We start from the raw sequence: 26,584 nt of genomic DNA on the forward strand, positions 1-26,584 counted from the left end.
CTGGTTTTTAAGTATTAAATACGTAAAAGTAAAAGGTTATGAAAGGTGTAATGAAAAGCATCATCCTTTGTGCAATGTTTTTTAGTTCAGTCAGTTGCTGGGGTGCTTCGGAAGAAACAAAAAAGCAGCCTAATATCCTGTTAATTCTTGTGGATGATTTGGGATATGGTGATTTGTCAATAAACGGAGGTACAGATATTAAAACCCCGCATATTGATAAGCTATTTGGTCAGGGAATGAAGTTTACTAATTTTTATTCCAACAGTACCGTCTGTTCACCTACAAGAGCAAGTCTTATAACGGGATGTTATCCCGACATTGCAGGTGTTCCGGGTGTAGTTCGTTCAGACGAAACCAACAGCTGGGGGTATTTACGGGAAGACCTGGCCACGCTTCCCACGATGCTAAAAAAAGCAGGCTACAGAACAGCCATTATTGGAAAATGGCATCTTGGTCTGGAATCTCCCAATACACCCAACGAAAGAGGGTTTGACCTTTTTCACGGATTTTTGGGAGATATGATGGATGATTATTGGACGCATTTACGGCATGGCAAAAATTACATGCGTTTAAACGATAAGGTGATTAAACCCGAAGGTCATGCTACAGATATTTTCTCTTATTGGGCAGTTGATTATTTCCAGGAGGCCAAAGATAAGGACAATCCCTTTTTCCTTTATCTGGCTTATAATGCCCCTCATTTTCCTATCCAGCCACCCGAAGCCTGGCTTGAAAAAGTTCAGCAAAGGGAGCCGGAACTTTCCGGTCTCAGAGCGAAAAATGTGGCCTTTGTCGAACATTTGGATGATGCCATTGGCCGTGTATTGAATGGTTTGGAATCAAACGGTTTGTTGGATAATACGCTTGTGATTTTTTCTTCCGATAATGGGGGGAGTCTTCCTCATGGTGCCTCTAACGGCTCTCTTCGTGGAGGCAAACAGGATATGTATGAAGGCGGAATCAAAGTGCCTACTTGTTTTGTTTGGGAGAATCAGATCCAGAGAGGAACGCAAACTGAAAACATGGGCCTGACGATGGATATTTATCCCACTTTGCTAGATATTACGGGTGTAGATATAGAAAATGAGGTTGATGGGTTAAGTTTATATCCAACATTAATTGGTAAGCCACAAAATACCTCAGACAGAATCGTTTATTTTATGCGCCGTGAAGGAGTGGTCTATGGTGGTCTCTGCTATTACGCTACAAGGCAGGGGGATTTTAAACTATTGCAAAATACTCCTTTTGAACCATTACAACTTTTTAATCTGGCCAGGGATCCCAAAGAACAAAATCCTCTGGATCCGTCTCTCAGGAAATTTGAACAACTGAAATATATACAATCTCAGCATATCAGAAGAGCCGGTGCAATTCTGTGGCAGAAGCCTTCAATCAAATATGAACAAAGCATCGTTTCAGTGGATACTGTGTTGACAGATGAGGGAAATGAAGATTTATATGGTTATAGAGCCATGAAATACAGTAATGGCAATTACAATTATGATCTTCCGTATAGGCTTTATGTTCCTGAAAAGTATGAAGAAGGGGAAAAGCTTCCCCTTGTAATATTTCTGCATGGGGCTGGAAGAAGGGGGAGTGATAATGTTTCCCAAATAAAAGACATGACGGGTCCTATGGCATTTGTGGATCCGGGAGTCCAGCAAAAAAATCCATCTTTTGTATTGGCGCCACAGTGCCCCCGGAATGAAAAGTGGAGAGGTTCCACATACAGTGGTAAAAGAAGGCCCGGAACTTTGGAAGATGTCAAACCTTCTTCTGCTTATTTAATGTTAATGGAGTTGGTACAGAATATTCAAGACCAGTATGGCATTGATTCTGATAGGATATTCCTAACCGGGCAATCCATGGGAGGCGCTGGAACCTGGTTTGTCGCCCTGAGTAATCCTGAGAAGTTTGCGGCTATTGCTCCAATTTGTGGATGGAGTTTTCCTGCTGAAGTTTCAGCGATTGCTGATGTGCCTGTATGGGCTTTTCATGGTGAAGATGACAAAACCGTTCTGCCGAGGGGATCCAGAGAAATGGTGAAGGCTTTGAAAGAGGTTGGAAACACTAAAGTGAAATATACTGAATATCCAAATGTCGGACATGAATCATGGAAAAAAGCATACACAGAAGACTCTGACAATAATGGAGAGGCGGATTTGATAGAATGGATGTTTTCACAAAAGCGAAAATAGATTTCAATTGTGGCAGTTCACTGCGTTGGTTTTTTTTGCAAAGCAGAAATCATTTTTGATATGCATAATATAATGATTGACAGGAGTCTGCATGAGTTAGGGCTCGTTTGGGCAAATAAAAATGCAGAACCTGGTAACGCAGTGTATTAATCAGGATAGAATTCTAATTCATCCTATAATCTTTTATAATACATCTTCAATTTTGAGGTTTTCCGAGTGCTTTAATAAGGTAATAGTCCGGTAAGCTTTTGTAACGATCTTAAAATTAACCTTTTGCAAATAGAGGCTGGTTTGTGTTAATATGCAGAATTTCAATATTATTCATCTTAAATCTAAAAGTCTAACGATCTATTGATAAGGTATAGACAACATTATTTTCCATTTATTTTAATAAAAAAATATGAAAGCTATTACATTTAATCGGACAGGACTTCTGTCTCTACTTCTAATTTTTTCATTTACTGCAAATGCAGGAAATAACTCCGGTAATGACAATGTCAAATCCAATGATGTTGTTTTATCTGCAAATATTATCGTTGAGGATCAAACTCAGTCATTGGCTCTGTTTTCGTCTGTTAATAATGCAGTTGTAACCAGTGCTTCAGCTGATACCGTATCAGCCTATAACAATAGTGAAAATTTATATGGTTATAGGGCCCTGGAATATAGTGGTTGTAACTTAAATTATGATCTTCCTTACAGACTATTTGTTCCTGAAGATTATCAGGAAGGAGAAAAGTATCCCCTGGTTATATTTCTACATGGAGCAGGAAGAAGGGGGAGTGATAATGTTTCCCAAATTAAAGATATGACTGGTGCATTGGCTTTTGTGAAATCGGAAGTCCAGGAAAAACATCCCTCTTTTGTTCTGGCACCCCAGTGCCCGAAAACTGAAAATTGGGTCGGCAAATCTTATAGTGGGGCCAGATTAGCCAAGTCATTGGAAGATATTAAACCGTCTTCCGCTAATTTAATGTTAAAGGGTTTAGTGAAAGAGATTCTGGATAAATATGATATTGATTCAGACAGGATTTATCTTACCGGTCAGTCAATGGGAGGAATTTCAACCTGGTACTTTGCCCTGACGCACCCAAATAAGTTTGCAGCGATAGCTCCTGTTTGTGGAAGGAGTTTTCCTTCTGAGGCTTCTGTTATTGCTGATATGCCTGTATGGGCTTTTCATGGTGCAGAGGATAAAACCATTACACCTGAAGGTTCCAGGGAAATGGTGAAAGCATTGGAGAAGGCAGGAAATACGAAGGTGAAATATACCGAATATCCCAATGTGGGTCATGATTCATGGGTACAGGCATATACACAAGATGCTGATAATAATGGCGAAGTGGATATAGTTGAATGGATCTTTTCACAAAAACGTGAATAATTTCCGTCTTCCAGGTAGATAAAAAATTCTTAGTGGCCATGTATGCGTTCAGAAAGTGTTAGTTACAAGGTTTATCCTTCCCGGAGATGCGTAGTTTCCGGGAAGGTGATCGCGTAGTAATTTTTCCTTTATGAACAGGCACTAATTAGGCTGCAATCATGGTATTTTTCAGCAGGATACACGAGGGGAATATTCAAAAAAAACCGCCAGATCGTAAGTTTTTGGCTGGGAGTGTATTGCAGGATTTTGCCGGCTATTGTAATTATATAATACATGAAACGAGCGTGATATTTCTTAGCATAAATAGTACGACTTGTCCCGCTTATTCTGGAAAAGAATAGGTTTAAAAAAAATAATGTGAGAGCGAAGCAGTTCAATTCGTTTTCAAATTTTAATTGATTTTTTATCAGGTAATTATAAAATTTTAAACGCATGAAAACACAAAAAATCAAACAACTGGGATTCTTATTTCTAATTTTATTTTTCTCTATTGTTGTAATGGCTTGTGATGAGAAAGATGTTGCCAGCCTTCTGGAAAATGAAGAAATAGAAGAAGAGACGGAATTGGTCGAAGAGACAGGATCGTTAGAAGCTACAGATGATGAAGCTCTATATGGTTATAATGCCATGGAATACCGTAATTCCAAATACACTTACCCGCTCCCGGTTAGGCTGTATACTCCTGAAGGTTATCAGGAAGGGGAGAAGTATCCCCTGGTTATATTTCTACATGGAGCAGGAAGAAGGGGGAGTGATAATGTTTCCCAAATTAAAGATATGACAGGTGCGCTGGCTTTTGTGAAATCGGAAGTCCAGGAAAAACACCCCTCTTTCGTGCTGGCACCCCAATGCCCCGAGAACCAGCTATGGGTAGGCAGATCAAAAAGTGGTGACGGAAGGGCCAAATCATTGGATGACGTTAACCTTTCTTCTTCCTATTTAATGTTAATGGACTTGTTAGAGACTATTCCTGAACAATATGGTATTGACTCCACAAGGATTTACCTTACCGGACAATCTATGGGGGGAACCGGAACCTGGTTTATTGCCCTGAGCAATCCGGATAAGTTTGCGGCAATAGCTCCTGTTTGTGGTTGGAGTTTTCCTTCTGAAGTTTCTGTTATTGCAGATATGCCTGTCTGGGCTTTTCATGGTGCAGACGATAAAACCATCTTGCCAAAAGGTTCCAGAGATATGGTTCAAGCTTTACAGGAGGCCGGAAACACGAAGGTGAAATATACCGAATATCCCAATGTTGGGCATGAATCATGGTACAAAGCCTATAAAGAAGCCGGTTTAATTGAATGGGTGTTTTCTCAAAAACGCGAATAGGCTGAGAAATGGTTTAAGTTTTATCTTTTGAGATCTGTTTTGAATTCTTATGTTTCGTTAGAATTTCTTCAAGTCGCACTGCTGTTCTTGTGAATTCTGGGTTGCATAAGAATTCATACATTAAAAATATCTTTAAAAAATAAAGCATAAACTGATATTAATACTTTTTGGGTGAAGGAAATGTTATATTCTTGATATCCATGGGGTTTGTGTGGTTGTTTTGAAAAAATATGAGTGTTATGAAGTTCCCTATTATTGCATTTTTTTGCATTTTGTGTGCATTACAAGTAAATGCGCAGGAGTTAAATTTTGGACTCCGTCAGGAGCAAGATCCGGAAACCCTTCCAAAATCCAGAACAGAAATAAATGTGGAAGGGGAGAAGCCATCTGAAGAAAAAGATAATCAACTTAGCTTTCTCCAGGTAGAAAGAAATAAATTCTTAATTGAAAAGGGATGGAAACTTTCCAGTTTAACAGATGTTCAGTTCAATTCGGCCTACATTTTTAATGCTGATTATAGCACCTCCGATTGGTATGATGCAACAGTTCCTGGAACGGTTTTAACAACCCTGGTAAATGAAGGGGTTTATGCGGATCCTTATTTTGGATTAAATAACTTGCTGATACCAGAGGCGCTCTCAAGAATGGAGTGGGTGTATCGTTTATCTTTTAATTTACCAAGGGAACGTGATCCGGATGAAAGAGTCTGGCTGAATTTTGCCGGAATAAATTATGAAGCAGATATTATCCTTAATTCAAAATTATTAGGAGGAATAAAAGGGGCATTCAGGCAAAAAAGGTTTGATGTAACAGAACTATTAAAGGAGGAGGCCGAAAATGTGTTGGTTGTTAATATTAAACCTCCTCATAATCCTGGTATTCCTCATGAACAGTCTGAGTTGGCCGGAAGAGGTCCTAATGGTGGGCAGCTGTGTTTAGATGGGCCAACTTTTATATCTTCAGAAGGTTGGGATTGGATACCGGGAATAAGGGATCGTAATATCGGAGTCTGGCAAAATGTATTTATTGAATTTACCGGTGATGTTGTTGCCACTGACATTCAGGTGATAACAGATTTGCTATTACCGGATACAACCAGAGCTGAATTGAGTATTAATGCCACATTGATAAACCAAAGTAATACTGAAAAGGAAGTTAAACTTTTTGGTAAAATTGAAGATGTAAGGATAGAGAAGACGCTCAATTTAAAGCCTTTTGAGAAAAAGGATATTTCATTCTTACCGGAAGATTATCCGGATTTGGAATTTAAAAGTCCCAGACTTTGGTGGCCTAATGGTTATGGCAGTCCTGAGTTATATTTTTTGGAGTTGAATGTTTGGGATGGAGAAAAATTGTCGGATATTGAAAATGTTCGTTTTGGAATTAGAGAATTATCCTATGAGTTAGGTGTATCTGAAGGTTCAGAAATAAACCGTGTAGAGTATAATCCCTTATTGGCTGATGGCGAAATATTGTTTGACAATGTAAACCGTGTGGATGTGGGAAAAGGCACCTCTGTCCCTACTTTAAAAAACGCCGATTCGGAAGGTTTGAAATTATTAGAAAATGATTCCGATAATCCCTTTTTTACCATAAAAGTGAATGGAGAGCCAATATTTATCCGGGGTGGAAACTGGGGAATGGATGATGGTATGAAACGCGTTTCCCGAGACAGGTTAGAGCCTTACTTTCAATTGCATGAAACAGCAGGGTTTAATATGATTCGTAATTGGACCGGAGAAAGCACTGAGAAAGTTTTCTATGAATTGGCAGATGAGTATGGAATGCTTATTTGGAACGATTTCTGGCTCTCTACTGAAGGATATAATCTAAATGTCAATGACTACGATCTTTTTATGGAGAATGCTATTGATGTTGTGAGAAAGTTTAGGAATCATCCTTCTATTGCTGTTTGGTGTCCAAGAAATGAGGGATATGCCCCTGAAGAGTTTGAGAATCTGCTCATTAAAATGATTTCAGAGGAGGATGTATCCCGTCACTATATTGGCAATTCCAGGAACCTGAATTTAAGACCCAGTGGACCCTGGCGCTATGTACCCCCGGTTAAATATTATGATGAAATATCAGGTGGTTTTTCCACGGAAGTAGGGACGCCTTCTTTGCCAACTGCTGCCTCCATGCGAAAATTTATTCCGGAAGCCGATCAGTGGCCAATAAGCGATACCTGGCATTATCACGATTTTCACAGAGGACAGCCTAAATATGTTCTTGAAATACGAGAACGTTATGGCAGAAGTAATAATCTTGATGAATTTGCTCAAAGGGCTCAGTTTATAAATTATGAAAGTCACCGGGCTATATTTGAGAGTTGGAATAGCAAAATGTGGAATAATGCAAGTGGTATTTTGCTGTGGATGAGCCATCCCGCCTGGCCAAGTTTGGTATGGCAAACGTATTCCTGGGATTATGAGACATTTGGTTCTTATTATGGGTCAAAGGCAGCATGTGAGCCTTTTCATATTCAGCGAAATGAGGATGATGGGCAAATTATTGCCATAAATTCTACCCGAAACAGTCTCGAAGGCTTAACAGCACAGATGAGGGTGTTGGATCTGAAAGGAAAAGAGATCTTCAGGAGGAAGAAAGAGATTGATCTTGAAAAAAATACCATCACGGATTGCTTTGAACCCCAAATACCGGAGAATTTACCCGTTGTTTATCTTCTAAGGTTAGAATTATTTGATGGCGATGACCGTCTGTCTGTCAATGAATATTGGCAGAGCTCTTCAGATAAGGGACGATTTAAAGCTTTCAATGATTTGTCTGAAGCTGCGTTTTCAGGAAAGATAGTATCGGTTACAGAGGATAAAATTGGTTTTACCATAGAAAATACCTCAGAATCCCCGGCCTTAAACGTTAAGTTCAACTTGCGGGATAAGGCCTCTGGTGAAATACAACTACCAGCAATTTTTACTGAAGGATATTTTACATTATTTCCTGGTGAGTCAAGGTTTGTAGAACTGGAACTGAATAATCTGAGTTTAAAGGACTCAAAAATTACAGTTGAATCATACAACAACAATACACAAACCTTGCTTTCAATGTAGTTTTGAGACGCATATTTACTTTTTATTAAAATTCAAATCTATGATTTCCAACTTCTTTAAAATAATTGGACTAATATTTATTGCTCTTTTGTCTTCCTGCGCTTCAAAACAGGAAGAGACCAAAAAGCCCAATATTATTTTTATCTTCAGTGACGATCATACCACTGGTGCCATTGGGGCTTATGGACCAAAACACAATAATCCCGAATTGCACAAACATGTTCAGACACCGAATTTGGATAAACTGGCCTCAGGTGGCATGCTCTTTACGAATACTTTTTGTGCCAACTCTATTTGTGGTCCAAGCCGGGCTTCAATTCTTACCGGGAAGCACAGTCATTTAAATGGTCTTTTGAACAACGATACCGTATTTAATGGAGCCCAGCAAACTTTTCCCAAGCTTTTGCAAGACGGGGGATATACAACGGCATGGATCGGGAAGTGGCATTTGTTTAGCGATCCAACAGGGTTCGATGATTGGAGTATTCTAACACAATCGGGGCAACAAGGCACCTATTACAATCCGGTTTTTGGTACTCCCGAAGGAGAAGAACCAGAGACTGGTTACACTGCTTCATTAATAACCGACCGGGCTATCGATTGGATGGAAAAGTCAAAAGATTCCGGAGAACCCTTTTTTCTTGCTTATTCTCATAAAACTCCACACCGCGAATGGGTACCGGCACCTGATGAATATGATCTTTATAAAGATATTGATTTGACTTTGCCTGATAATTTTTACGATGATTATTCCACCCGGTCTTCTGCGCTTACGGAACAGGAAATGGAGATTGCCAATCATATGGATGAGAAAGATCTGAAACTGGTTCCACCGGATTACATGAACGAGGCGCAGATGGAGCAATTCATGGCATCTTATGGACCGGAGAATGAAGCTTTTTATGAGGCCGATCTCTCGGGAGATGAGTTAACAGAATGGAAGTATCAGCGTTATGTGAAAGATTATCTGCGATCGGTTACTTCCATGGACCGGGAAATTGGGAGAGTGCTTAAGTATTTGGAGGAATCTGGGCTGGCAGAGAATTCTATCGTTATTTACAGTTCCGATCAGGGATTTTTCCTTGGGGAGCATGGCTGGTATGATAAACGCTGGATGTATGATGAATCGCTGCGTATGCCCTTAATTGTAAGATGGCCCGGCATCATGGAAGGAGCCCAAAAGAACGATGAATTGGTTCAAAATATAGATTTTGCACCTACTTTCCTTGATATGGCAGGTCTGTCTATCCCGGATGACATCCAGGGGCGCAGTATTTTACCATTCCTTAAAGGGGAGATGGTAAATGACTGGCGGGAGAATATATACTATCATTATCTGGCTTATCCTGACTGGCATATGGTGCGACCGCATTATGGAATCCGCAACCATCGTTATAAGCTGATTCATTTTTATACTATCGATGAGTGGGAGTTCTTTGACCTCAAAGCAGATCCTTCCGAAATGCATAATGTTTATTCCGATGAAGCTTACGGTACTATCGTAGCTGAAATGAAACAGGAGCTTGAGCAAAAGCGCATTGCCGTGGGGGACACTGCAGAAATGAAGGCGACTTCTACCTATCATCGGTGATTATATAAAACGATAATCAGGATATTTGCCCGGATATTTTTAACGAACAAGGCGGACGAGTCAGTCGGCCATTTGCCTGCAAAGTTTTGGATTTTAGTCAAAAAAGAATATATATGAGTAAAAATACTTCTTTATCAAAGGTATTACCGGTTCTTTTCGGCTTTTTCATCATGGGATTTGTCGATGTGGTTGGTATTTCTACAAGTTATGTGCAAAAAGATTTTGGTTTAAGCGACAGTGTTGCCAACTTATTACCCATGATGGTTTTTCTCTGGTTTGCCGTTTTTTCGGTTCCCACGGGGTTGTTGATGAATAAGATAGGACGCAAAAATACCGTGTTGCTGAGTATGGTTATTACCATTGTTGCCATGTTGGTTCCATTATTGGCTTACAGTTATGGTGTGATTTTGTTTGCTTTTGCCTTACTCGGTATTGGAAATACCATATTACAAGTTTCGCTTAATCCGTTGGTAGCAAATGTGGTTGTGAAAGAGCAATTGACCAGTAGACTTACACTCGGGCAATTTCTCAAAGCCATATCATCATTTCTTGGACCTGTTATTGCCGGTTTTGCTGCCGCTTCACTGGGCAACTGGAAGCTTTTGTTTCCCATATTTGCCGTTATTATTTTTCTTTCTTCTTTGTGGTTATGGTTTACACCCATTCCTCATGATGAGAAGGTTGAACAAACCACCTCCTTCGGCGCCGCTTTTAGTCTTTTAAAGGACAATTCAGTATTGCTTCTGTTTCTGGGTATATTGTTTGTTGTGGGTGCTGATGTAGGTATGAATATGGCTACTCCCAAGTTTTTAATGGAGCGAATAGGCCTGCCATTAGAGCAGGCGGGACTTGGTACAAGCCTTTATTTTGCCGCCCGCACGGCAGGAGCGCTTACAGGTGCCATTCTTTTGGCAAGATTCGCTGCCATGCGTTTTTTTAAATTCAGCATGATGGCCGCCATTGCTGCCATGATTGTTTTGCTTTTTAGTTATAGTATGGTTTTAGTACTTGTAATGGTCAGCATAATTGGTTTTGCTCTGGCCAATATATTTTCTATCCTTTTTTCCATGGCGCTCCAAAAGAGGCCCGAGCGTGGCAATGAAATATCAGGGCTAATGATAATGGGGGTTGCCGGTGGAGCTGTTTTGCCTCCACTGATGGGACTTGCATCAGATGCCATCGGTCAGGTTGGAGGAATGCTTGTGATTCTTTTGGCGATGGGCTACTTGCTTGTTACTTCTTGTATTGTGAAGGTTCAGGAGTGATTTTCTAAAGGACGTTTAACAATACTCCGTTAAACTTTTAGAACTACTTGATAGTTAAAGGTTTATGTAAATTGCGCGCCAATGCGCAACTACCTCATAATAAATACTTTGCGTCTTCGCGTTTAAGCTTTTTTTAACGAACTATTGTAAAACAGTGAGCTATAATTATTGTCTGTTTTAAAAGTTGGCGTTGAAACTTCAATTAGAGTCTGCTGAAAAAGTCAAAAGGGCAAAATTTACAAGCCGACCAATCGAAGGAGTATAGAAATACTTCGAGATTTGGGCGGTGAAGTAAATTTTGTTCTTTTGATTAGCGATTTTCATATTATCAAGTGCAAAGAAATCCGATTGTGAAGTGAAATAACCTTGCACTTAAGTGTTTGTCGATATGATTACCACATCTTAATATTCACGACTTCTTGCTTTAACATCCTTTATGCGCAAATAATCTTTTCAGAAGCGCTGTTCTATAGATTTTTTGGTATTTAAGTATTTCAATTAGTGCGCGTTGCTTAAAATTAGAAGTATATGACCAATATTTAAACCGCCGAAAGTTGGTGGGGGATTAGTTTTGGAGTGAAGTTAATTTTAAGTAAAATTTTTAAAAATTGTATGTTATGAAAAGATTTACTGCAACTCTTTTTTCGTTAATGCTTGTTTGTTCAGTGTTTGGACAAACAGTAAAGATTGGTACTACTAATTTTGGGACTATTCAAGAGGCCATCACTGCTGCTTCTGCTGGTGATGTAATCGACATTACCGGTGTGCACACTGAAACGATTGCCATCTTTAAAAATATTACCTTACGGGGAACCAATCCTGCTACCGACATTATTCAGGCAGCTGCCGACCAGGCTTCTGCAACGGGTCGTGTAGTTCACGTTGCCGGTGAGGACGGTGCTTCAGATGTTGTTATTGAAAACCTTACCATACGAAATGGAAATGCCACTGCTCATGGTGGTGGAATTTTTGCAGATAAGGTAACTGGTTTATTGTCGTTGAATAATGTAACAATAAGTAATAACACCACAACAAAAAATGGTGGTGGTATTAATACAGGTGGTTCGAATGTGGATTTTAACAATTGTACCTTTGAGAACAATACTGCTATAAACAGTGGATTTCCTGGCAATGGGGGTGGGCTCTTCATAGCTCCGAATAATGCTGCAGGTATTGATGCAACTGTTAATGTTAAAAACTCTCTGATTAATAATAACGCAAGTACACTGAATAAAGGAGGTGGATTTGTTGTTGATGGTAATAATCAATATGGCGATCAATATACCATAACTGCCAATTTTGAGAATGTAACGATTACCAACAATAGTTCAGCGGTTATAGGTGGAGCCGGTCTTGTTGTGGGTGTGGATTATCAGGGATCTAATGGTAGTTTGTCAGTTGGGGAAACCAATGTTACCTTTAACATGATTCATTGTACTGTAGCCTATAATACTTGTCCTGATCTGTTTAAATCCGGACTTGCGTTTGCGAATGGAAATGCAACCACCGGTCCTCACTTTAGTTTGTACAATTCCATTGTTGTAAGTGCTGATGATCTTGGTGAAAAGGCCATCGATTTTACAAATCCCAATACACTGGATGTTGTAAATTGTGTGTTAGGTGGATTAGAGGCAGCACCTGCTGTCGTTGATGGTTTTGGCAAGAATAATTTGAAAGGGCAAACAGCTACAGCTGCCGGAATTGCAACCTCACTTACCAATGAAGGCGGAAAGGTAAATGTATTGACATTAAATGTGGGTGCTACCTCTGTTGATTATTGTACTGCCTCTACATCAGTTACTATGCCTTCGAATGATGCCAGAGGTTATACTCGTGATAGCTCTCCTGATGCAGGTTCTTACGAACTCAATGCTACGCCGACTGCTCTGAATGATATCGCAAAAGGCACTCAGGTTTCGTTGTATCCCAATCCTGCAACTACCAGTTTTAAGGTAAATAGTGAAAAGCAGGTTTTGAATATTAGCCTTTTTGATTTTAGCGGCAAACTTATTAAGCAGGTTTTCAGTACCAGTGAAATGAATGTTGCTGACGTTCAGGCAGGGGTATACCTGGTTGAGGTGAAGACCGAATCAGCTGTCTTTATGTCCAAGTTGTTGATTAAGTAATAAACTAAAGCCACACAATCCCGGCTTTAGTGTGATATGAGATTTTTGCAAGGAGCTGTCTCAAAAGAGTTTTGCATTTAATGAAAGAAAAAAAATCAATACAGGTGAAAGTTTTTATTTCCTGGTTTCTTCAGAAAAAAATGCGATCATTCAACTGTTTTGAGTCAGCCCCTTTTATATGTTTTAATGGATGAGCCCCGTATAAAAAACATCTTTATTGCCAAACTCTTAGTTGTTTAAAATTTTTGATTCAGTGTTTCTTTTTTCAAGACAATATTTACAGGCATAGACGAAGTTACGGCAAAAAAGATTAGCCAGGAAAAAGGAAAACAGATAAAAAATTAGTTCGGGATATTTAGATTTTATGAATTAGGATAAACCTATCATTAACAACAAGAATTTAACAGCACATTAGTTGAGAATATATTTATACGAATGAATGAAATTTACAAAGACCAACCGAAAAGCAAGGCATAACAGAAAATTGGTGCTGCTCTTTTTTCAAATTCCCAATGAGATAATATTATCGAGTATCCGGGAATACTTGAAATATTATCAATACAGCCAATTCGAATATTTCTGCGACCAAAAAATCCCGTTAACTTTCCCCTATGCAGGCAAGGTTGAGCAATTCTCTTCTTCTTTCGATAACAATCCCACAGATGAGCTTATTATAATAGGTTATCCTCCGGGAAGCGAAATATCTCAGGAATTACTTCTCAGCCTTAAACTTTCGGGTATTATTATAAAATTAATACCTGTTGATCTAAGCCTTTTCTCCGGACTTATGTGTATCGATAATATCAGAGACCTGCCACACATCACACTATTTCCTGATAGAACTAAAGTTATCCAGCGAATTTTGAAGGAAGTATTAAACAAAGTCATTGCTTTAATTGGCATCATCTTCTCGGGATTTTTTCTGCCTTTCATAGCTCTGTTTATTAAAATAACCTCGTCGGGACCGGTTTTTTATAAGCAAACAAGACTGGGTAAAAATGCACGTCCTTTTACGCTTTATAAATTTAGAACGATGGGTGTTTCTGCTGAAAAAAACGGACCTCAATTGTCGGGATCAGATGATAGTCGAATCACCAGGGCAGGCAAAATCCTTCGTTATTGGCATATTGATGAGTTTCCTCAATTCTGGAATATACTAAAAGGCGACATGGCATTGGTTGGTTCGCGGCCTGAAAGGCCATTTTTTGCCCGTTTTCTGGCACAGGAAATACCGTATTACAAAATTGTTTATCAGCAAAAACCCGGACTTACTTCCCTGGGAATGATAAAATACGGATACGCTACCAGCATAGAAGAAATGATGGATCGTCTGTATTATGACATTATTTATCTCAACAATCCTACTTTTTGGATGGATATAAAAATTTTAATAAATACCCTTCGTTATATCATACACAAAGCCTTTTATGATCCTTCGAAAGAAAAAAATACCCCCAAAGAGGAGAATGTAAAACCGATTTTGGCGGGTTGGAGTCCCACAAAGAGTGATGTGTCAAAAACACGGTCATGTCTTAATACACTTGACCGTGTTATTTATCAGCACTAGTTAAACTTTAATTCAAACAGCATCACCTCAGGCCTGTTTCCGGTTCTAACCGGTGGTCCCCAGGTTCCAAATCCTGTACTTACCCAGAAATGGGTATCACCTTTCTTTTTGTAGCCACGGCTGACTTCGTAAATTTTGTTCGTGATATAGCCAAAAGGCCACATTTGTCCGTGATGCGTGTGACCTGAAATTTGCAGGTCAATACCTCTGTTCATGACCGAGTCCAGATGATAAGGCTGATGATCAAGCAGTATTACCGGCATATTAATATCGGTTCCGTTCATCAACTCGTCAATCCCTTTTCTGGGGTGCTTCGTGTTGTGCCTGGCGTGAAGATCTTCACGTCCAACGATGTAAAAAGCGTCATTGATCAGCACGGAAGTGTCTCTCAAAACCTTGATGTTGTGTTCTTGAAGATATTTAATGGAGGGTTCGCCGCCACCAATGTATTCATGGTTTCCCGTGCAGGCATAAATGCCCATAGGGGCTTTCAGTTTTCGTAAAGAGTCTCCCAGATTTTGGCTGATGACCGGACCAACATCTTCATCCAGAACATCCCCGGCCAGCAGTATGATATCGGGATCCAGGCTGTTGATGGTATTAACGAGCTTGGCCGTTTTTCGAGGACCGATAATGGTTCCCAGATGCACATCACTCACTGCTGCTATGCGAAGGGTTTTGAGACCGTTGGCATCTTTGGGAACTTCAAGGGAGAGATTTACAATCCTCGGATGCCAGGCATTGATGTGCCCTGCTGTAATGACAGTGAAGGTGATGCCTGCAACTATGGCACCAACAATGAATTTGAAACGTGGATAATCCGGGCCACTTATTTTCCGGATAAAAGGGATGGCCAAATCCAAAAGTCTGGCAATATCAATGAGCAACACCTGTAATGTGGCATAAAGCATTACTGCAAACCAGAATGCGCCCAGCCAATGTAACGAAACGGTAAGTGGATTGTACATGTTTCTTTCCAGAATGCGCCCCACTATGTAAGAAAAAGTGGCTAATACCATGAAAGCAATAAACCACGGCCTGATTTTGGGATAGGCCTCTAGAGCCTGATAGCCGCGAACAGTCAGATATAGATTGACAAGAACCTGAACGGTGAGTACTATAGCAAAAAACATAATGTATTGACTTTTTTCCATGAAAAAGGTTTAAACAGTTTCTTAGGTGCAAGGTTATTTTCATCACACCCGGATTTCTTTGCACTTGATAATTCGAAAATCGCTAATCAACAGAACAAAATTTACTTCACCACCGCAATCTCGAAGTATTTCAATACTCCTTCGATTGGCAGGCTTGTAAATTTTGCCCTTTTAACTTTTTCAGCAGTTCCGGCTTAAAAATACCAGGAATAGAAAAGGAAAACATTTATGCCACTATTTGGTTCGCTAGATGTTTATCAAAAACCTTGTCAACCAGCGGAACCAGCTGCCCGGTAATAGTTGGTAGGCCAAAAGAAAAAGCCATGACTGAAAGCCTGCAGGAAATCTCAGGCGGTTGGTTTTTGATGTGGCTGCCCGGTAAATGGTACGTGCCACCACTTCCGGTTTGGCTGCATGCTTAAAGGAGTGGTTATAGAAATGGGTGGCTTTCTGAGATAAAGCAATATATTTGTCATCATCCGGCGGCAGGATTTCATCTTTCGACCGATTGTTGAAATCTGTTTTCACAGGCCCCGGTTCAATTAATCTGACTTTAATATTAAAGGGGTGCAATTCATAAAAAAGACTTTCGGTGAAGCCCTCCACCGCGAATTTACTGGCATTGTAAAGGGAATAAATGGGTAATCCCATCCGCCCTGCGATAGATGAGACGTTGATAATGGTCCCTTTTCCCCGCTGACGCATGAGGGGGAGTATATTTCGGGTAACTCGCAAGATTCCCAAAAGGTTGGTATCCATTTGGCGGATGATTTGTTCGTCGCCCGCACCTTCAAAAATTCCCAAAGCCCCATATCCGGCATTATTCACAACCACATCAATGCCACCCATATCCTGCCATGCTTTTTCTAATGTTTGCTCAACATTATGCGGCTGGGTAACATCCATCGTATATATGGCAACACCGGGTATGTTATTAAGGTCACCGGCTCTTTTGGGATTACGCATTGTAGCGGCTACTTTCCAGCCACGGGCGGCAAAGAAACGAACAGTTTCGTGGCCGATACCGGAGGAGGCACCCGTTATAAGTAAATTTTTTGTCTTCATTAAAAGGTCTGAATTATCAAGTTTGTCTGTAACTCGATTTTAAAGATATAGATTCTGCCGATAAAGAACCATTATATTTTGATGCGTGGCTTATTATTTTTGCTTAGCAGTGCGATATCAAACGCCTGTTTCATAACCTAAGTTCCCTTTTCTCTTTTGCAGGATTGAAATTTTTCACCTTAGCTCAGAGTAGTGGTGCGCAGAAAGGAAAAATGAATAACAATTGTTTGAAGCGCTTTTCTTTGAAAACTCTACCGGTTGGTTGAGTCAGAAAATAGTTGTTACTTTTGTCTCCGATAGAATTCGGAATTAAAGAGGCAAACAAAAAGTGGAAAAGGCTGTTTTCTCTTTTTATACTTTGAGGTTATTTTGATGAAGAGTAAGAGTTTGTTATTTACGGGCCTGGCCCTGGTTTTTTTATCCCTAGGATTGAAACTTTTTGAAATAGAATGGTATTCTGTCGTTCTGATTGCCGGAATAGTGCTGAAAGTTACCTATTTGATTACCGGCTTGTTGAGCGGCCGGCTTGCCGGAGGGCGTTACCTTGCCATGTTATTTGCAGGAATTGCAATGGTAGGGGCAGGCGGTTTTTTAAAAAGTTCTTTGGCATCACCTGTTCCGGGAGCCTGGATTATGGGGGGCGGTTTTTTGCTTAAAGCAGTTTCAATAGTTTTGATGGTGGTGGTTGGCCGCAAAAGAAGGATGCAGGCTGAAAAGCTGATGAGCCAATAAACTTATCAGTTTACCGGCTCACCAATTATGATTCTGTTAATTGTCTTTTAGCCATTTATTCAGCCAACCTTTAAATTCTCTTTGCCACAAAATGCCATTTTGTGGTGTCAGCACCCAGTGGTTCTCCTCGGGGAAGAACAGAAAACGGGCCGGAACATCTCTCAGTCTGGCAGCATTGAAGGCGCCCATTCCCTGGGTGTAAGGAATCCTGAAGTCTTTGGCGCCATGTATAACCAGGATAGGGGTATCCCAGTTTTTTACGAATAAATGAGGTGAGAAATCATAATGCTGATCCGGCATTTCCCAGTACGGTTTTTTCAAATCCCAGTTAACAAAGAACATCTCTTCTGTGGTGGTATACATCATTTCCTGATTAAATACGCCACAGTGAGAAATGAATGCGCTGAATCGCTTATCGTGATTGCCGGCAAGCCAGTAGACGGAATATCCACCGTAACTGGCACCTATTGCGCCCAGGTTGTTTTCATCCACATAGGATTCTTTGGCAAGGGTGTCGATTGCACTCAAATAATCCTGCATGTTTAGTCCGCCGTAATCGCCACTTATCTGCTCTGTCCACTCGCGGCCAAACCCCGGAAGTCCTCGGCGGTTGGGAGCAACAACAATGTAATCGTTAGCTGCCATCATCTGGAAATTCCAGCGGTAACTCCAAAATTGACTGACACTGCTCTGCGGTCCGCCCTGACAGTAGAGAAGTGTTGGATATTTTTTCTCAGGATTGAAATTGGGAGGATAGATTACCCATGTCAGCATTTCTTTGCCATCGGAGGTTGTAATCCAGCGTTTTTCAACATTTCCCATCTTCAGGTTGTTCAAAATGGGACGATTTACCTCCGAAATATTTTTGGTGGTTCCATCAACAGGATTAACACTGTATATTTCGGTGGGCATACTCATGCTCATCCTGGTTGAGATCAGCTGACCACCGGCCGGGATTACAGATGTGTAATTGTATTCTCCTTCAGTGATTTTGTGAATGTCCCCTCCGGGCAAATTGAGCCGGTAAATATCTTCTGTGGCGTGCCTGTTACTGATGAAAAACAAAGCATCGCCCATCAGGTTCCAAACCGGGTTGTGAATGTCCTGATCAAAATTAGCTGTGAAATCAATGACTTTCCCTGTTTCCATATCTTTGATCATGAGCCTGTTTTTGTCAGCCTCATAGCCATCTCTGGGCATCGATTCCCAGGCCATGCGTAGTCCGTCAGGCGAAAACACAGGGTTTTTGTCGTATCCCGGGTTGTCTTTGGTCAGGTTTTTTGTTTCACCCGATCCCAGGTCATAAAGGTAAATGTCGGAATTGGTGGAAAGGGCATAAGCTTTACCCGACAGTTTCTTGCATGTATAGGCGATCTTCTTCCCGTCAGGTGTCCACGTTATTTGATCCATTCCCCCAAAAGGTTCCAGAGGTGTGTCATAGCGTTCACCTTCCATAATATCTTTGGCTTCAACAATGGGGTCTTCTGTCTGGTAGGGAGCCACAAGTATGTGACTGTATTTGTAATCGTGCCAGCTGTCCCAGTGACGATACATCAGGTCATCTTCAATGCGGGCATTGGCTTTTGGCAGATCGGAATAAATATCGTTTGGGGTTTCGTCCAGTTTAATATCCTTGATAAGAAGGAGGTTGGACATGTCCGGTGAATATTTGTACCCTTTGATGCCTCCCGGAATATCAGTTATCTGAACGACTTCTTTGCCATTGGACTGCATCTCGTAAAGTTGCTGATCTCCATTGTATTTTGAGAGGAATGTGATTTTTTTTCCATCCGGGCGCCAGTTGGGAGAAGAAATATGGTTACTGGCAGATAACTTTTCAGCCTTCACTTTTTTCTTCCCGCCAAAGGTGAACGAAAAAGACCAACTCCCCTTGAATTTTGTATTTATCCGTTGTTTTCCGGTTCCGTCAGCATTTGCAACAATCAGGTCGGAGTTAAAACTGTTTTTTTTAATATCCGGATAGGTGATGGTGTAAAGCACTTTTTTGTGGTCGGGGGAGACCTTAACGTTTCCAATCCGGCCCATCGACCAAAGGATTTCAGGTGTTAAAATGCCATTTTCTACCTTTACGTTTTCCGGTTTGAATGTTGGATTCATCTCGTTACTGGTTTTTTCTGAACAACTGGTTATTAAAGCCAGTGCGGACAAAATAAATACAATAGGCTTCTTCATTGCCGATGTTTTATTGGTTTTACCTTGAATATAGTGAAGATAAGGAAATACCACGGTTTAAAAGTATAATTTGTGCAAAAATAGGGAGTTTTTTCTTTTGTAAGAGATAAAACTAAATTGAGTTAGAGTCCGGGTTTGCAAATTTTAAATGTTTCCTTGCGCCGCCAGAAAAAAATGGCGGATCGGCTGTTTACCCGCAACAGGATTACAACTCCTTCCTCTCCACTCAAATCCGGTGAGGGGGGAAGAGATCATTGTTATCCCGGGCTTTGGGGAGAAGCTCTTCAGATTTTTAACAGGAGAACCGAAATTATTAATAATCCACATCGGGATTTTGCTTTACCATGTTTTTGGTAGAAAGCAAACCACATGCTGCAAAAATATCCTCGCCTCTTGATCTTCTGATGGTTGTGGTTAGTCCTTTTTTGTTTAATTCATTGGAGAACCATTCCATGGTTTCGTGGGAAGACCCGCGCAAAGGTGAATCAGGGATGGGGTGAAAACGAATCAGGTTGATGCGGCACCGCAGTCCGTTCAGGAGTTTTGAAAGGCCTTTTACATGTGCCGGTGTGTCGTTTACGCCTGCAAACATGATGTATTCAAAAGATATGCGCCGTTGACGGCCAAAGTCGTATTCACGTAGGGCATCAATCACCTGCTCAATGGGATATACCTGTTCAATGGGCATCAACTTCTGTCGTTCTTCATTGAAAGGGGTGTGAAGACTGATGGCCAGGTGGGCATTGCTTTCTTCAATAAACCTGCGCATGGCCGGTTCAACACCAATGGTGGAAACGTTTATTCTTCTGGGGCTCCATGCCATTCCCCATTCGGAAGTGAATATTTCAAGACTTTTCAGAACGTTCTCAATGTTGTCCATGGGTTCACCCATTCCCATATAAACAATGTTGGTGAGTTGGTCGCTTTCGGGCAGGCTCAATACCTGATTCACCATTTCCCCTGCTGTTAACTGCGACTGAAATCCTTGTTTGCCGGTCATGCAAAAGAGACATCCCATTTTGCAACCTACCTGCGAGGAAATACACAGGGTGTGCCTGTCCCTTTCGGGGATGTAAGCTGCTTCTATGAAAAGCCCCTTGTGAGCAGGATAAAGGTACTTTTTTGTGCCGTCGACAGAGGCCTGCACTTTTGAGGGGGCAATTCTGCCAACCTCATACTTTTCTTTCAGTTGTTCACGAGCCTTTTTAGACAGGTTGGTCATGCCATCAATGCTTGTCACATTCTTCTGATACAGCCATTGGGCCATTTGTTTGGCGGAAAAGGAGGGCAGACCGTTTTCTGCGGTTATATCTTTTAATTCGCTAAGTGTTTTTCCGAACAGCGCTTCCATGGTGTTGTTTGTCAGTTGTCAGTATTCAGTGATCGGTATTCAGTGATCAGTTGTCAGTAATCAGAGTGCAAAGTTGGGGATTTTGGTTTAGGAGGCAAAGGTATATTATAAAAATCAGGATTACCAATGACTTGTATATGCACTCCATCAATTGAATTGTAGTTGGCCCTCTTCGAGGACCTGTTTTTTCCATTGCTTAGCCCCCGGGCAGGTGTACCCGGGGTTATTCAAATTTGCCCCCCTTCCTGCCGGCAGGCAGGAAGTCTAACGATCTATTGTTTTAGATCAATACTCCGTTAAACTTTTGTAAAGGGCTATAAATCAACTTTTTGGAGTTGTGTGCATGATTGCTTTAAGGCCCTGGTTATTAGCACTATATGATTCATCTTAAATCTAATTTCTAAAAATCTAACGATCTATTGTTAGATTGAACCCATTAAAAAAGGAGCTGCCCCGGGTAAACTCTTGCCGGGACAACTCCTTAAAATTTAAAAGATCTAGGTGTTGTTATTTCACATACTTGTCAAGTCCAATGTAACCTTCAAGTGATTTGAGGTATTCAGCCGATTTGAATTTTTCAATGTTCTTTTCGGCGACTTTGACATTGGCCTCGATTTTTTGTTTTACCTCAGGCTCCAGATTTGTCCATTTTTCGAGGTAGTTTTTCAGGTAATCCAGATGTTTCTCCCAAAGGGTGGCATCATTCACCTGTTTGTTGGTCAGACGCTCTTTGTACCAGTCGCTGGCAAGCATATTCTCGAGGGTAAACATATTTCTGATTTCAGGATCCTCGATGGTTTTGCCATTGTATTCGCCATAAACCATAATGTGCAGAATGGCTTTCAAAGGAGGTACAGCACCTTCGATGCTGCCGTCTTTGAAATAACTTTCAGCAACCCATTTTTGAGCTTCAGTAATGTTATTGATCCCATCTGCAAATATGTCCTGATCCTGAAGTTCCGGTTTCAGCATCTCTTCATTGAATACTGCATCCGGATTTTCAAAGACACGGCCGAGAAATACTCTGGCAAATTTGGCTGTAATTCTGTATCCCAGACGGGATGCCAGCACTTTTTGACCATTATGCTCGAAATCTTCCAGTTTTTCCAGGTAACCATGGTCTTTCAGGAATTCGGGATCCATCTCTTCTGCTTTCAGGCGGCTCCATAGTTCAGGAATCAGAAGACTCACGTCGTGGTCTACGCGGTAGTGAGGACCAACATATCCTGCAGCAGAGGTGTATCCTGCATATCCTGTGAGGATAAATGAAACCAGGGCATTGTTAAGATCGGTAACCGGACTCAATGCGTTGAAAGGTGCTTTAGTAAGAGCCCCTTCAGATCCTGCTCCGGTGGTTGATGGTGATTTACCTGTCAGACTACAAACGAAATCCATAAACAACTCGGGCAAATCCTGGTAATGAATAGGATTGAAAACAGCCAGTGAACGAATACCAGGTTGCGGAGGATTGTTGCGGCGCCCTGCCAAAACAGCATTTACAGGGTTCAGCACAGGTTTGTCAACCGGCACTTTGCGGTGTAAACGGGTGCCTACTTCTGCAATATAATTGTCGCGATGCTTAATTAAGCCGGGACGATTCTGAAGATAACGAACATTGGCAGTCGGTTTGCCTTCATAAATCCTCGGGTGTGATGAAGATACGAAGTAAGTGACATCTTGTTTTTTTGCCACTTCTTTGATGAGGTTCTTCATCGGTGTGGTGTATTTGTCAAACTCAATGGCATCGTCCATAATCTTTTGTGCATCCTCAACTTTCAGTGGTTCAAAGTTTGAGATAAAAGCATTGGGAGTTGCCAGATCAATCTCGGCTTGTTTGTCATACCCTCTGTGGATGGCTTCATCTGGTCTCTGGAAGAAGCGGTACTCACAGTTATTGGTGAATTTGGCCGATAGCTGTTTGAAATCGGAGGATAAATATTCAAGTTGTGATGTAGGAATTACTTTTGAAGAAGTAATGTCGTCCTCCATCTGTAACTTGTCAGAAGCGATATAGTCCTGACGTAATTTGAAAGTTCTCCAGGCCCCTTCACTGGTAAGTCCCACTCTCAGGTAACTGGCCACCAGTTTGCGGTTTTTAAATTTCAGCTCATTGCCATGCTTGCCGTCAATAATGTCAACGGTGAAATATTTCTTCCAGTCGTTGCCCCACTCAGGACGGTAAAAGCGCTTGACGATGTAAACCAGTCCCTTTATGCGGTGAGGTATCTGCTTAAGCCATTCGTTGTACTCTTTTTTGTAACGGTTGGGAGCAGGCGTTAATAGCTTAATAACCGATCCTAAAGAACGGCTTGAACTTAAAATAGGACGGTCTTTGTCAGTCTTGATATGATCCAGGTAGATATCAGAGTAATCTTTGTTGATGATCTCCTGAACCTTTTTGAAATCATTCTCATAATCTGCTGTAAAGAACGGACCGTAGATGATTGCATCCTCAATGGATTTGGATATCTCGGATTTACCACCACCCGATACAGTAGAGGGTTTGTGACAGAATGTTCCTTCAGCTACTGATCCAATCAGTCTCCATGAAGGTACATAAGGGTTTTTATTCATTCTTACTTTGTACCCGGCAGGAAGCATATATGTGAACTTAGGGTTCAGTCTGATGGACTGCTCTTTACCCTCTTTTGACCAGCAGACTTTCTGGTCCATGAGGTTGAATGCAGCATTTTCGGGCACATAAATGATGTCGTTGTAGTTTCTGTCAACGGCATAACCTTCAGGCTTCAGATCCATGAAACTGCTGTACATATTCACCATCTCATCAAATGTGAGGTCATTGCTGTCGAACTGTCTGCGATCTGAGAATTCGTCACCCAGGTTGTATGTTGGGAACGCAATGGCTCCACCTGCGTGCTCCTCTTCCACATTACCCAGCAGGTTGGCAGCATAGCCAATCTGGGTTTTCACCTCTTTTTTGGAATATCCGTAGTAGTTATCAGCAATAACCGTAACGATGATGCCCTCTTCAGTTCTGGCGGTGATTTTAAAGGCACCTCCATCGTTGTAAAGTTCATCTTCTTTTTCCCAGCACATGCCGTCACGCTTCTGCCGCTCAGTTGCTTCACTAACATGTGGCAAGCCCAGTTCTTTCTTTTTGGTGTAAATAAGATGAGGAGCCAGAATTACGCAACCGGTGTGTCCTGTCCACCCTTCAATGTCAAGAGCAGAGTCGTTTTCAGGAAGATAGGGGTCGCCTGCATTTCCGAAAATAGACTCCACAAAATCCAGGTTACTTACCAGGTTACCCGGGGCAAAGAAACGGATTTCCATTCGCTTGTCCTTGCCTTCACCACCAATGGCGGGTTCAACAACAGGTTTAAGAAGCAGCGAAACAAATGAAGCCGCTTTTTCTTCCTGGGTTGAAGTAAACGGAATCTGCAACAAGTCCTGAGGAGGCTGCATGGCTTTTTCCAGAAGTCTGGCAAAAGTCATTTTGGGCACAGCTTTTTTATCATGAGGGATAGGAAGTCCGCCTTCTGCAACATGAAAAACCCCTTTGGTGGTACGCCGGTCGTTTTTCGGGTTGTTGAGGATTCCCTGTTTCAGGCGGTAACTTTTAATGATGTCCGATTCAAATTTGTCTTCATCGGGAGGAAGAGACAAAGCCCTGGCTACTCCGTGGTTGTCCACGATAAAAGTATCTGTGGGCAAACGAAAATTTGTATCCTTTTTAAAATCGGAAAGATATTTGTCCAAAAAATTCTGGATACGCTGATCAGCGGGGCAAAGATAAGATGAAAGGAGTCTGTTCTTTTCCTTGTAATTTTTCAAAAGGTCATTGGCAAGTTCGAGTAATGCCATTTTAGAACCTGCTTTGAAATATGGCTGGCCCATAGCTGCCAGTTTGAGATTGATGTACTCAATGACCCTCTTTGGTTTGGGAATTTCATTGGTACCCATCTCGGTAAAGCCGAATGATTTCTTTAGATCCATACTGTCAGTTATTTTATTTTCGAGTTTAGTTTAAACTGTGTTTTTCCTGTTGTGCTGTTTATTTCCGGTACTTCGTACATAGGGGGCGCTGAAAAACGCTTACTTTATTAAATACTAAAACCTTAAGTACCATTAATAAACTCTTAAGTGCAAGGTTATTTCACATCACACTCGAATTTCTTTGTACTTAATCCTAAAATAACAGCTAATCAAAAGAACAAAATTTTCTTCACCTACCGAATCTCGAAGTATTTCAATACTCCTTCGATTGGGCGGCTTGTAAATTTTGCCCTTTTAACTTTTTCAGCAGCCCCTACATTAGAAAAAATTTCAGCGCAAAGAAACTCTGATGCTTGAAATGTTTATTAGCAGGCATAATATGTTTAAAAGCTGCATTGGTTTGTAACCTGTAAAAAGACGGATCAGATTCCGCCATCCCTAATTGGCTTTATTTTTTTTATCCCGGCAAAAAGGCGGATATGTATCGGCTCTTTTTGACCAGGCAAAGCGGCAATGCCGGGCGGCCGCTTTTATCAGAAAGAATCTGCCATGCATGTCTGGCTGTTATCCTCAACATCTTTGCTAAAGACAGGTTTAGACAATAAGATAATGACGTCAGCCAATAAAATCAATAGCAATGAAGATTAAAAATAAATTTCAGCAATAACATTTTCAAAAGGAACGCCTTTATTCACTAAAATATCTCTCACTTCTATTACCATGTTGGCATTGCCACAAAGGTAATATTTTATATTGTTTGGTAAATCGGATTGCATGTTAAGCCAATGTGATAATCTGCCTTCTGTAATTCCGGGACCATTTTCTCGAGTGGAAAAACGGTGATAGTCAGCATTTAGATTTTCTGCGAAAAGATCGGCAAACCAAAAGTCTGAAAGTTTGCGGGCACCGTGCAGGAGGGTTTTATTTTTGCATAACCCCGATTCGGCCATGCTGATAAAAGGGGCAATGCCTGTTCCGGTGGCAATCCACCAGGCGGGTTCTTCACTTCCCAGAAATCGTCCAAAGGGTTCCGACATCAGAATTTCATCCCCTTTTTGTAATTGAGATAACCTGGGCGTAAGCAGGCCTTCGGGGTTTATGTCAAACAACAAACGGATATGATTACTTTGGTTGCCGCTGGCAATGCTGTAAAGCCGGGGTTCTTCTTTGGGTGAGAGTGCCACAGCCACAACCTGGCCCGGAATGAATTCAAATTTTTTTTCAGTTTCAAGGGTGTAAATCCTTGGTGCAATTTCAGTGTTGGCAATTACTTTGACAGGGAATAGCGGCTTTTGTTTACGTTTTAACATGCTGTCTTTTTGGTTTGAATATTTTGTTTGTTAGGAATAACATTCTAATGGGTGATGTGGTTCGAAGGAGGGGGAGATGACGATATCAATTATCAGTGGTCAGTGGTCAGTGGTCAGTTGAGCCGTCAGTAGTCAGTTTTCAGTAGTGAGATGAGAGATCAGATTTGAGCCGTCCTAATATAGGTTGACTTTTTGATTTATTATTAACTGCAAAATTGCTAAAAAAAAAGAGTGCCTTGATTGACATTTGATTTTAATTTTCTGTTTTGATCAGAATATATGTTAACTGAG

Annotated in this window: 15 protein-coding genes; 9 read left to right on the top strand and 6 right to left on the bottom strand. The window is 41.1% G+C overall.

Translation table 11 applies throughout. The features are described from left to right. The first annotated feature begins 38 nt into the window (after positions 1-38). The 8 genes from DDZ16_RS13255 to DDZ16_RS13290 all read left to right on the top strand — a co-directional run bounded on the left by DDZ16_RS13255 (position 39) and on the right by DDZ16_RS13290 (position 14,531). Positions 39-2,198, top strand: coding sequence for a sulfatase-like hydrolase/transferase (locus tag DDZ16_RS13255; protein ID WP_109264961.1), 2,160 nt, complete (start codon positions 39-41; stop codon positions 2,196-2,198). A gap of 400 nt (positions 2,199-2,598) precedes the next feature. After that, positions 2,599-3,582, top strand: coding sequence for a carboxylesterase family protein (locus DDZ16_RS13260; protein WP_109264962.1), 984 nt, complete (start codon positions 2,599-2,601; stop codon positions 3,580-3,582). 432 nt (positions 3,583-4,014) lie between these two features. Further along, on the top strand, positions 4,015-4,914 hold the full coding sequence (locus tag DDZ16_RS13265; protein WP_109264963.1) for a carboxylesterase family protein: 900 nt from the start codon (positions 4,015-4,017) through the stop codon (positions 4,912-4,914). Between the two features lie 239 nt (positions 4,915-5,153). Beyond that, positions 5,154-7,982, top strand: a complete 2,829-nt coding sequence (locus DDZ16_RS13270) for a glycoside hydrolase family 2 protein (protein WP_198416720.1) — start codon at positions 5,154-5,156, stop codon at positions 7,980-7,982. Between the two features lie 40 nt (positions 7,983-8,022). Further along, a complete protein-coding gene (locus DDZ16_RS13275; RefSeq protein ID WP_109264965.1) occupies positions 8,023-9,573 on the top strand; it encodes a sulfatase family protein in 1,551 nt (516 codons plus the stop codon). Positions 9,574-9,686: 113 nt separating this feature from the next. After that, on the top strand, positions 9,687-10,838 hold the full coding sequence (locus tag DDZ16_RS13280; protein ID WP_232526676.1) for an MFS transporter: 1,152 nt from the start codon (positions 9,687-9,689) through the stop codon (positions 10,836-10,838). Positions 10,839-11,455: 617 nt separating this feature from the next. After that, positions 11,456-12,964: a T9SS type A sorting domain-containing protein gene (locus DDZ16_RS13285; protein WP_109264966.1), complete on the top strand. Its 1,509-nt coding sequence runs from the start codon at positions 11,456-11,458 to the stop codon at positions 12,962-12,964. A 439-nt stretch (positions 12,965-13,403) separates the two neighbouring features. Continuing rightward, the gene (locus DDZ16_RS13290; protein WP_109264967.1) at positions 13,404-14,531 is read left to right on the top strand and encodes a sugar transferase; all 1,128 of its coding nucleotides are present in this window, start codon (positions 13,404-13,406) and stop codon (positions 14,529-14,531) included. Here the strand turns inward: DDZ16_RS13290 and DDZ16_RS13295 are convergent. Both DDZ16_RS13295 and DDZ16_RS13305 read right to left on the bottom strand, forming a co-directional pair. Further along, the gene (locus DDZ16_RS13295; protein ID WP_232526678.1) at positions 14,528-15,685 is read right to left on the bottom strand and encodes a metallophosphoesterase; all 1,158 of its coding nucleotides are present in this window, start codon (positions 15,683-15,685) and stop codon (positions 14,528-14,530) included. The two genes, DDZ16_RS13290 and DDZ16_RS13295, sit on opposite strands and share 4 nt — an antisense overlap. A gap of 246 nt (positions 15,686-15,931) precedes the next feature. Then, positions 15,932-16,750: an SDR family oxidoreductase gene (locus DDZ16_RS13305; protein WP_109264969.1), complete on the bottom strand. Its 819-nt coding sequence runs from the start codon at positions 16,748-16,750 to the stop codon at positions 15,932-15,934. 372 nt (positions 16,751-17,122) lie between these two features. On the opposite strand from DDZ16_RS13305, the gene DDZ16_RS13310 reads away from it, so the two are divergent. After that, entirely contained in the window at positions 17,123-17,482 is a 360-nt protein-coding gene (locus DDZ16_RS13310; protein WP_109264984.1) for a hypothetical protein, read from the top strand. A gap of 36 nt (positions 17,483-17,518) precedes the next feature. Here DDZ16_RS13310 and DDZ16_RS13315 read toward each other — a convergent pair whose 3' ends face one another. From DDZ16_RS13315 to DDZ16_RS13335, 4 genes are all read right to left on the bottom strand, one after another. Beyond that, positions 17,519-19,675, bottom strand: coding sequence for a S9 family peptidase (locus DDZ16_RS13315; protein ID WP_109264970.1), 2,157 nt, complete (start codon positions 19,673-19,675; stop codon positions 17,519-17,521). A gap of 313 nt (positions 19,676-19,988) precedes the next feature. Next, the gene (gene rlmN, locus DDZ16_RS13325) at positions 19,989-21,026 is read right to left on the bottom strand and encodes a 23S rRNA (adenine(2503)-C(2))-methyltransferase RlmN (protein WP_109264972.1); all 1,038 of its coding nucleotides are present in this window, start codon (positions 21,024-21,026) and stop codon (positions 19,989-19,991) included. Positions 21,027-21,533: 507 nt separating this feature from the next. Further along, positions 21,534-24,983, bottom strand: coding sequence for a hypothetical protein (locus DDZ16_RS13330; protein ID WP_109264973.1), 3,450 nt, complete (start codon positions 24,981-24,983; stop codon positions 21,534-21,536). A 644-nt stretch (positions 24,984-25,627) separates the two neighbouring features. Beyond that, positions 25,628-26,293 carry a ferredoxin--NADP reductase gene (locus tag DDZ16_RS13335; RefSeq protein WP_109264974.1) on the bottom strand — a complete coding sequence of 222 codons (666 nt, stop codon included), beginning with the start codon at positions 26,291-26,293 and terminating at the stop codon, positions 25,628-25,630. Positions 26,294-26,584 lie beyond the last annotated feature (291 nt).

Source organism: Marinilabilia rubra, from assembly GCF_003121985.1.
GTDB classification, from domain to species: Bacteria; Bacteroidota; Bacteroidia; order Bacteroidales; family Marinilabiliaceae; genus Marinilabilia; species Marinilabilia rubra.

Excerpts from the sequence above, each read along its gene's own strand:
- DDZ16_RS13255 (WP_109264961.1), top strand. The coding sequence starts at position 39 with ATGAAAGGTGTAATGAAAAGCATCATCCTTTGTGCAATGTTTTTTAGT.
- DDZ16_RS13260 (WP_109264962.1), top strand. The coding sequence starts at position 2,599 with ATGAAAGCTATTACATTTAATCGGACAGGACTTCTGTCTCTACTTCTA.
- DDZ16_RS13265 (WP_109264963.1), top strand. The coding sequence starts at position 4,015 with ATGAAAACACAAAAAATCAAACAACTGGGATTCTTATTTCTAATTTTA.
- DDZ16_RS13270 (WP_198416720.1), top strand. The coding sequence starts at position 5,154 with ATGAAGTTCCCTATTATTGCATTTTTTTGCATTTTGTGTGCATTACAA.
- DDZ16_RS13275 (WP_109264965.1), top strand. The coding sequence starts at position 8,023 with ATGATTTCCAACTTCTTTAAAATAATTGGACTAATATTTATTGCTCTT.
- DDZ16_RS13280 (WP_232526676.1), top strand. The coding sequence starts at position 9,687 with ATGAGTAAAAATACTTCTTTATCAAAGGTATTACCGGTTCTTTTCGGC.
- DDZ16_RS13285 (WP_109264966.1), top strand. The coding sequence starts at position 11,456 with ATGAAAAGATTTACTGCAACTCTTTTTTCGTTAATGCTTGTTTGTTCA.
- DDZ16_RS13290 (WP_109264967.1), top strand. The coding sequence starts at position 13,404 with ATGAAATTTACAAAGACCAACCGAAAAGCAAGGCATAACAGAAAATTG.
- DDZ16_RS13295 (WP_232526678.1), bottom strand. The coding sequence starts at position 15,685 with ATGGAAAAAAGTCAATACATTATGTTTTTTGCTATAGTACTCACCGTT.
- DDZ16_RS13305 (WP_109264969.1), bottom strand. The coding sequence starts at position 16,750 with ATGAAGACAAAAAATTTACTTATAACGGGTGCCTCCTCCGGTATCGGC.
- DDZ16_RS13310 (WP_109264984.1), top strand. The coding sequence starts at position 17,123 with ATGAAGAGTAAGAGTTTGTTATTTACGGGCCTGGCCCTGGTTTTTTTA.
- DDZ16_RS13315 (WP_109264970.1), bottom strand. The coding sequence starts at position 19,675 with ATGAAGAAGCCTATTGTATTTATTTTGTCCGCACTGGCTTTAATAACC.
- rlmN (WP_109264972.1), bottom strand. The coding sequence starts at position 21,026 with ATGGAAGCGCTGTTCGGAAAAACACTTAGCGAATTAAAAGATATAACC.
- DDZ16_RS13330 (WP_109264973.1), bottom strand. The coding sequence starts at position 24,983 with ATGGATCTAAAGAAATCATTCGGCTTTACCGAGATGGGTACCAATGAA.
- DDZ16_RS13335 (WP_109264974.1), bottom strand. The coding sequence starts at position 26,293 with ATGTTAAAACGTAAACAAAAGCCGCTATTCCCTGTCAAAGTAATTGCC.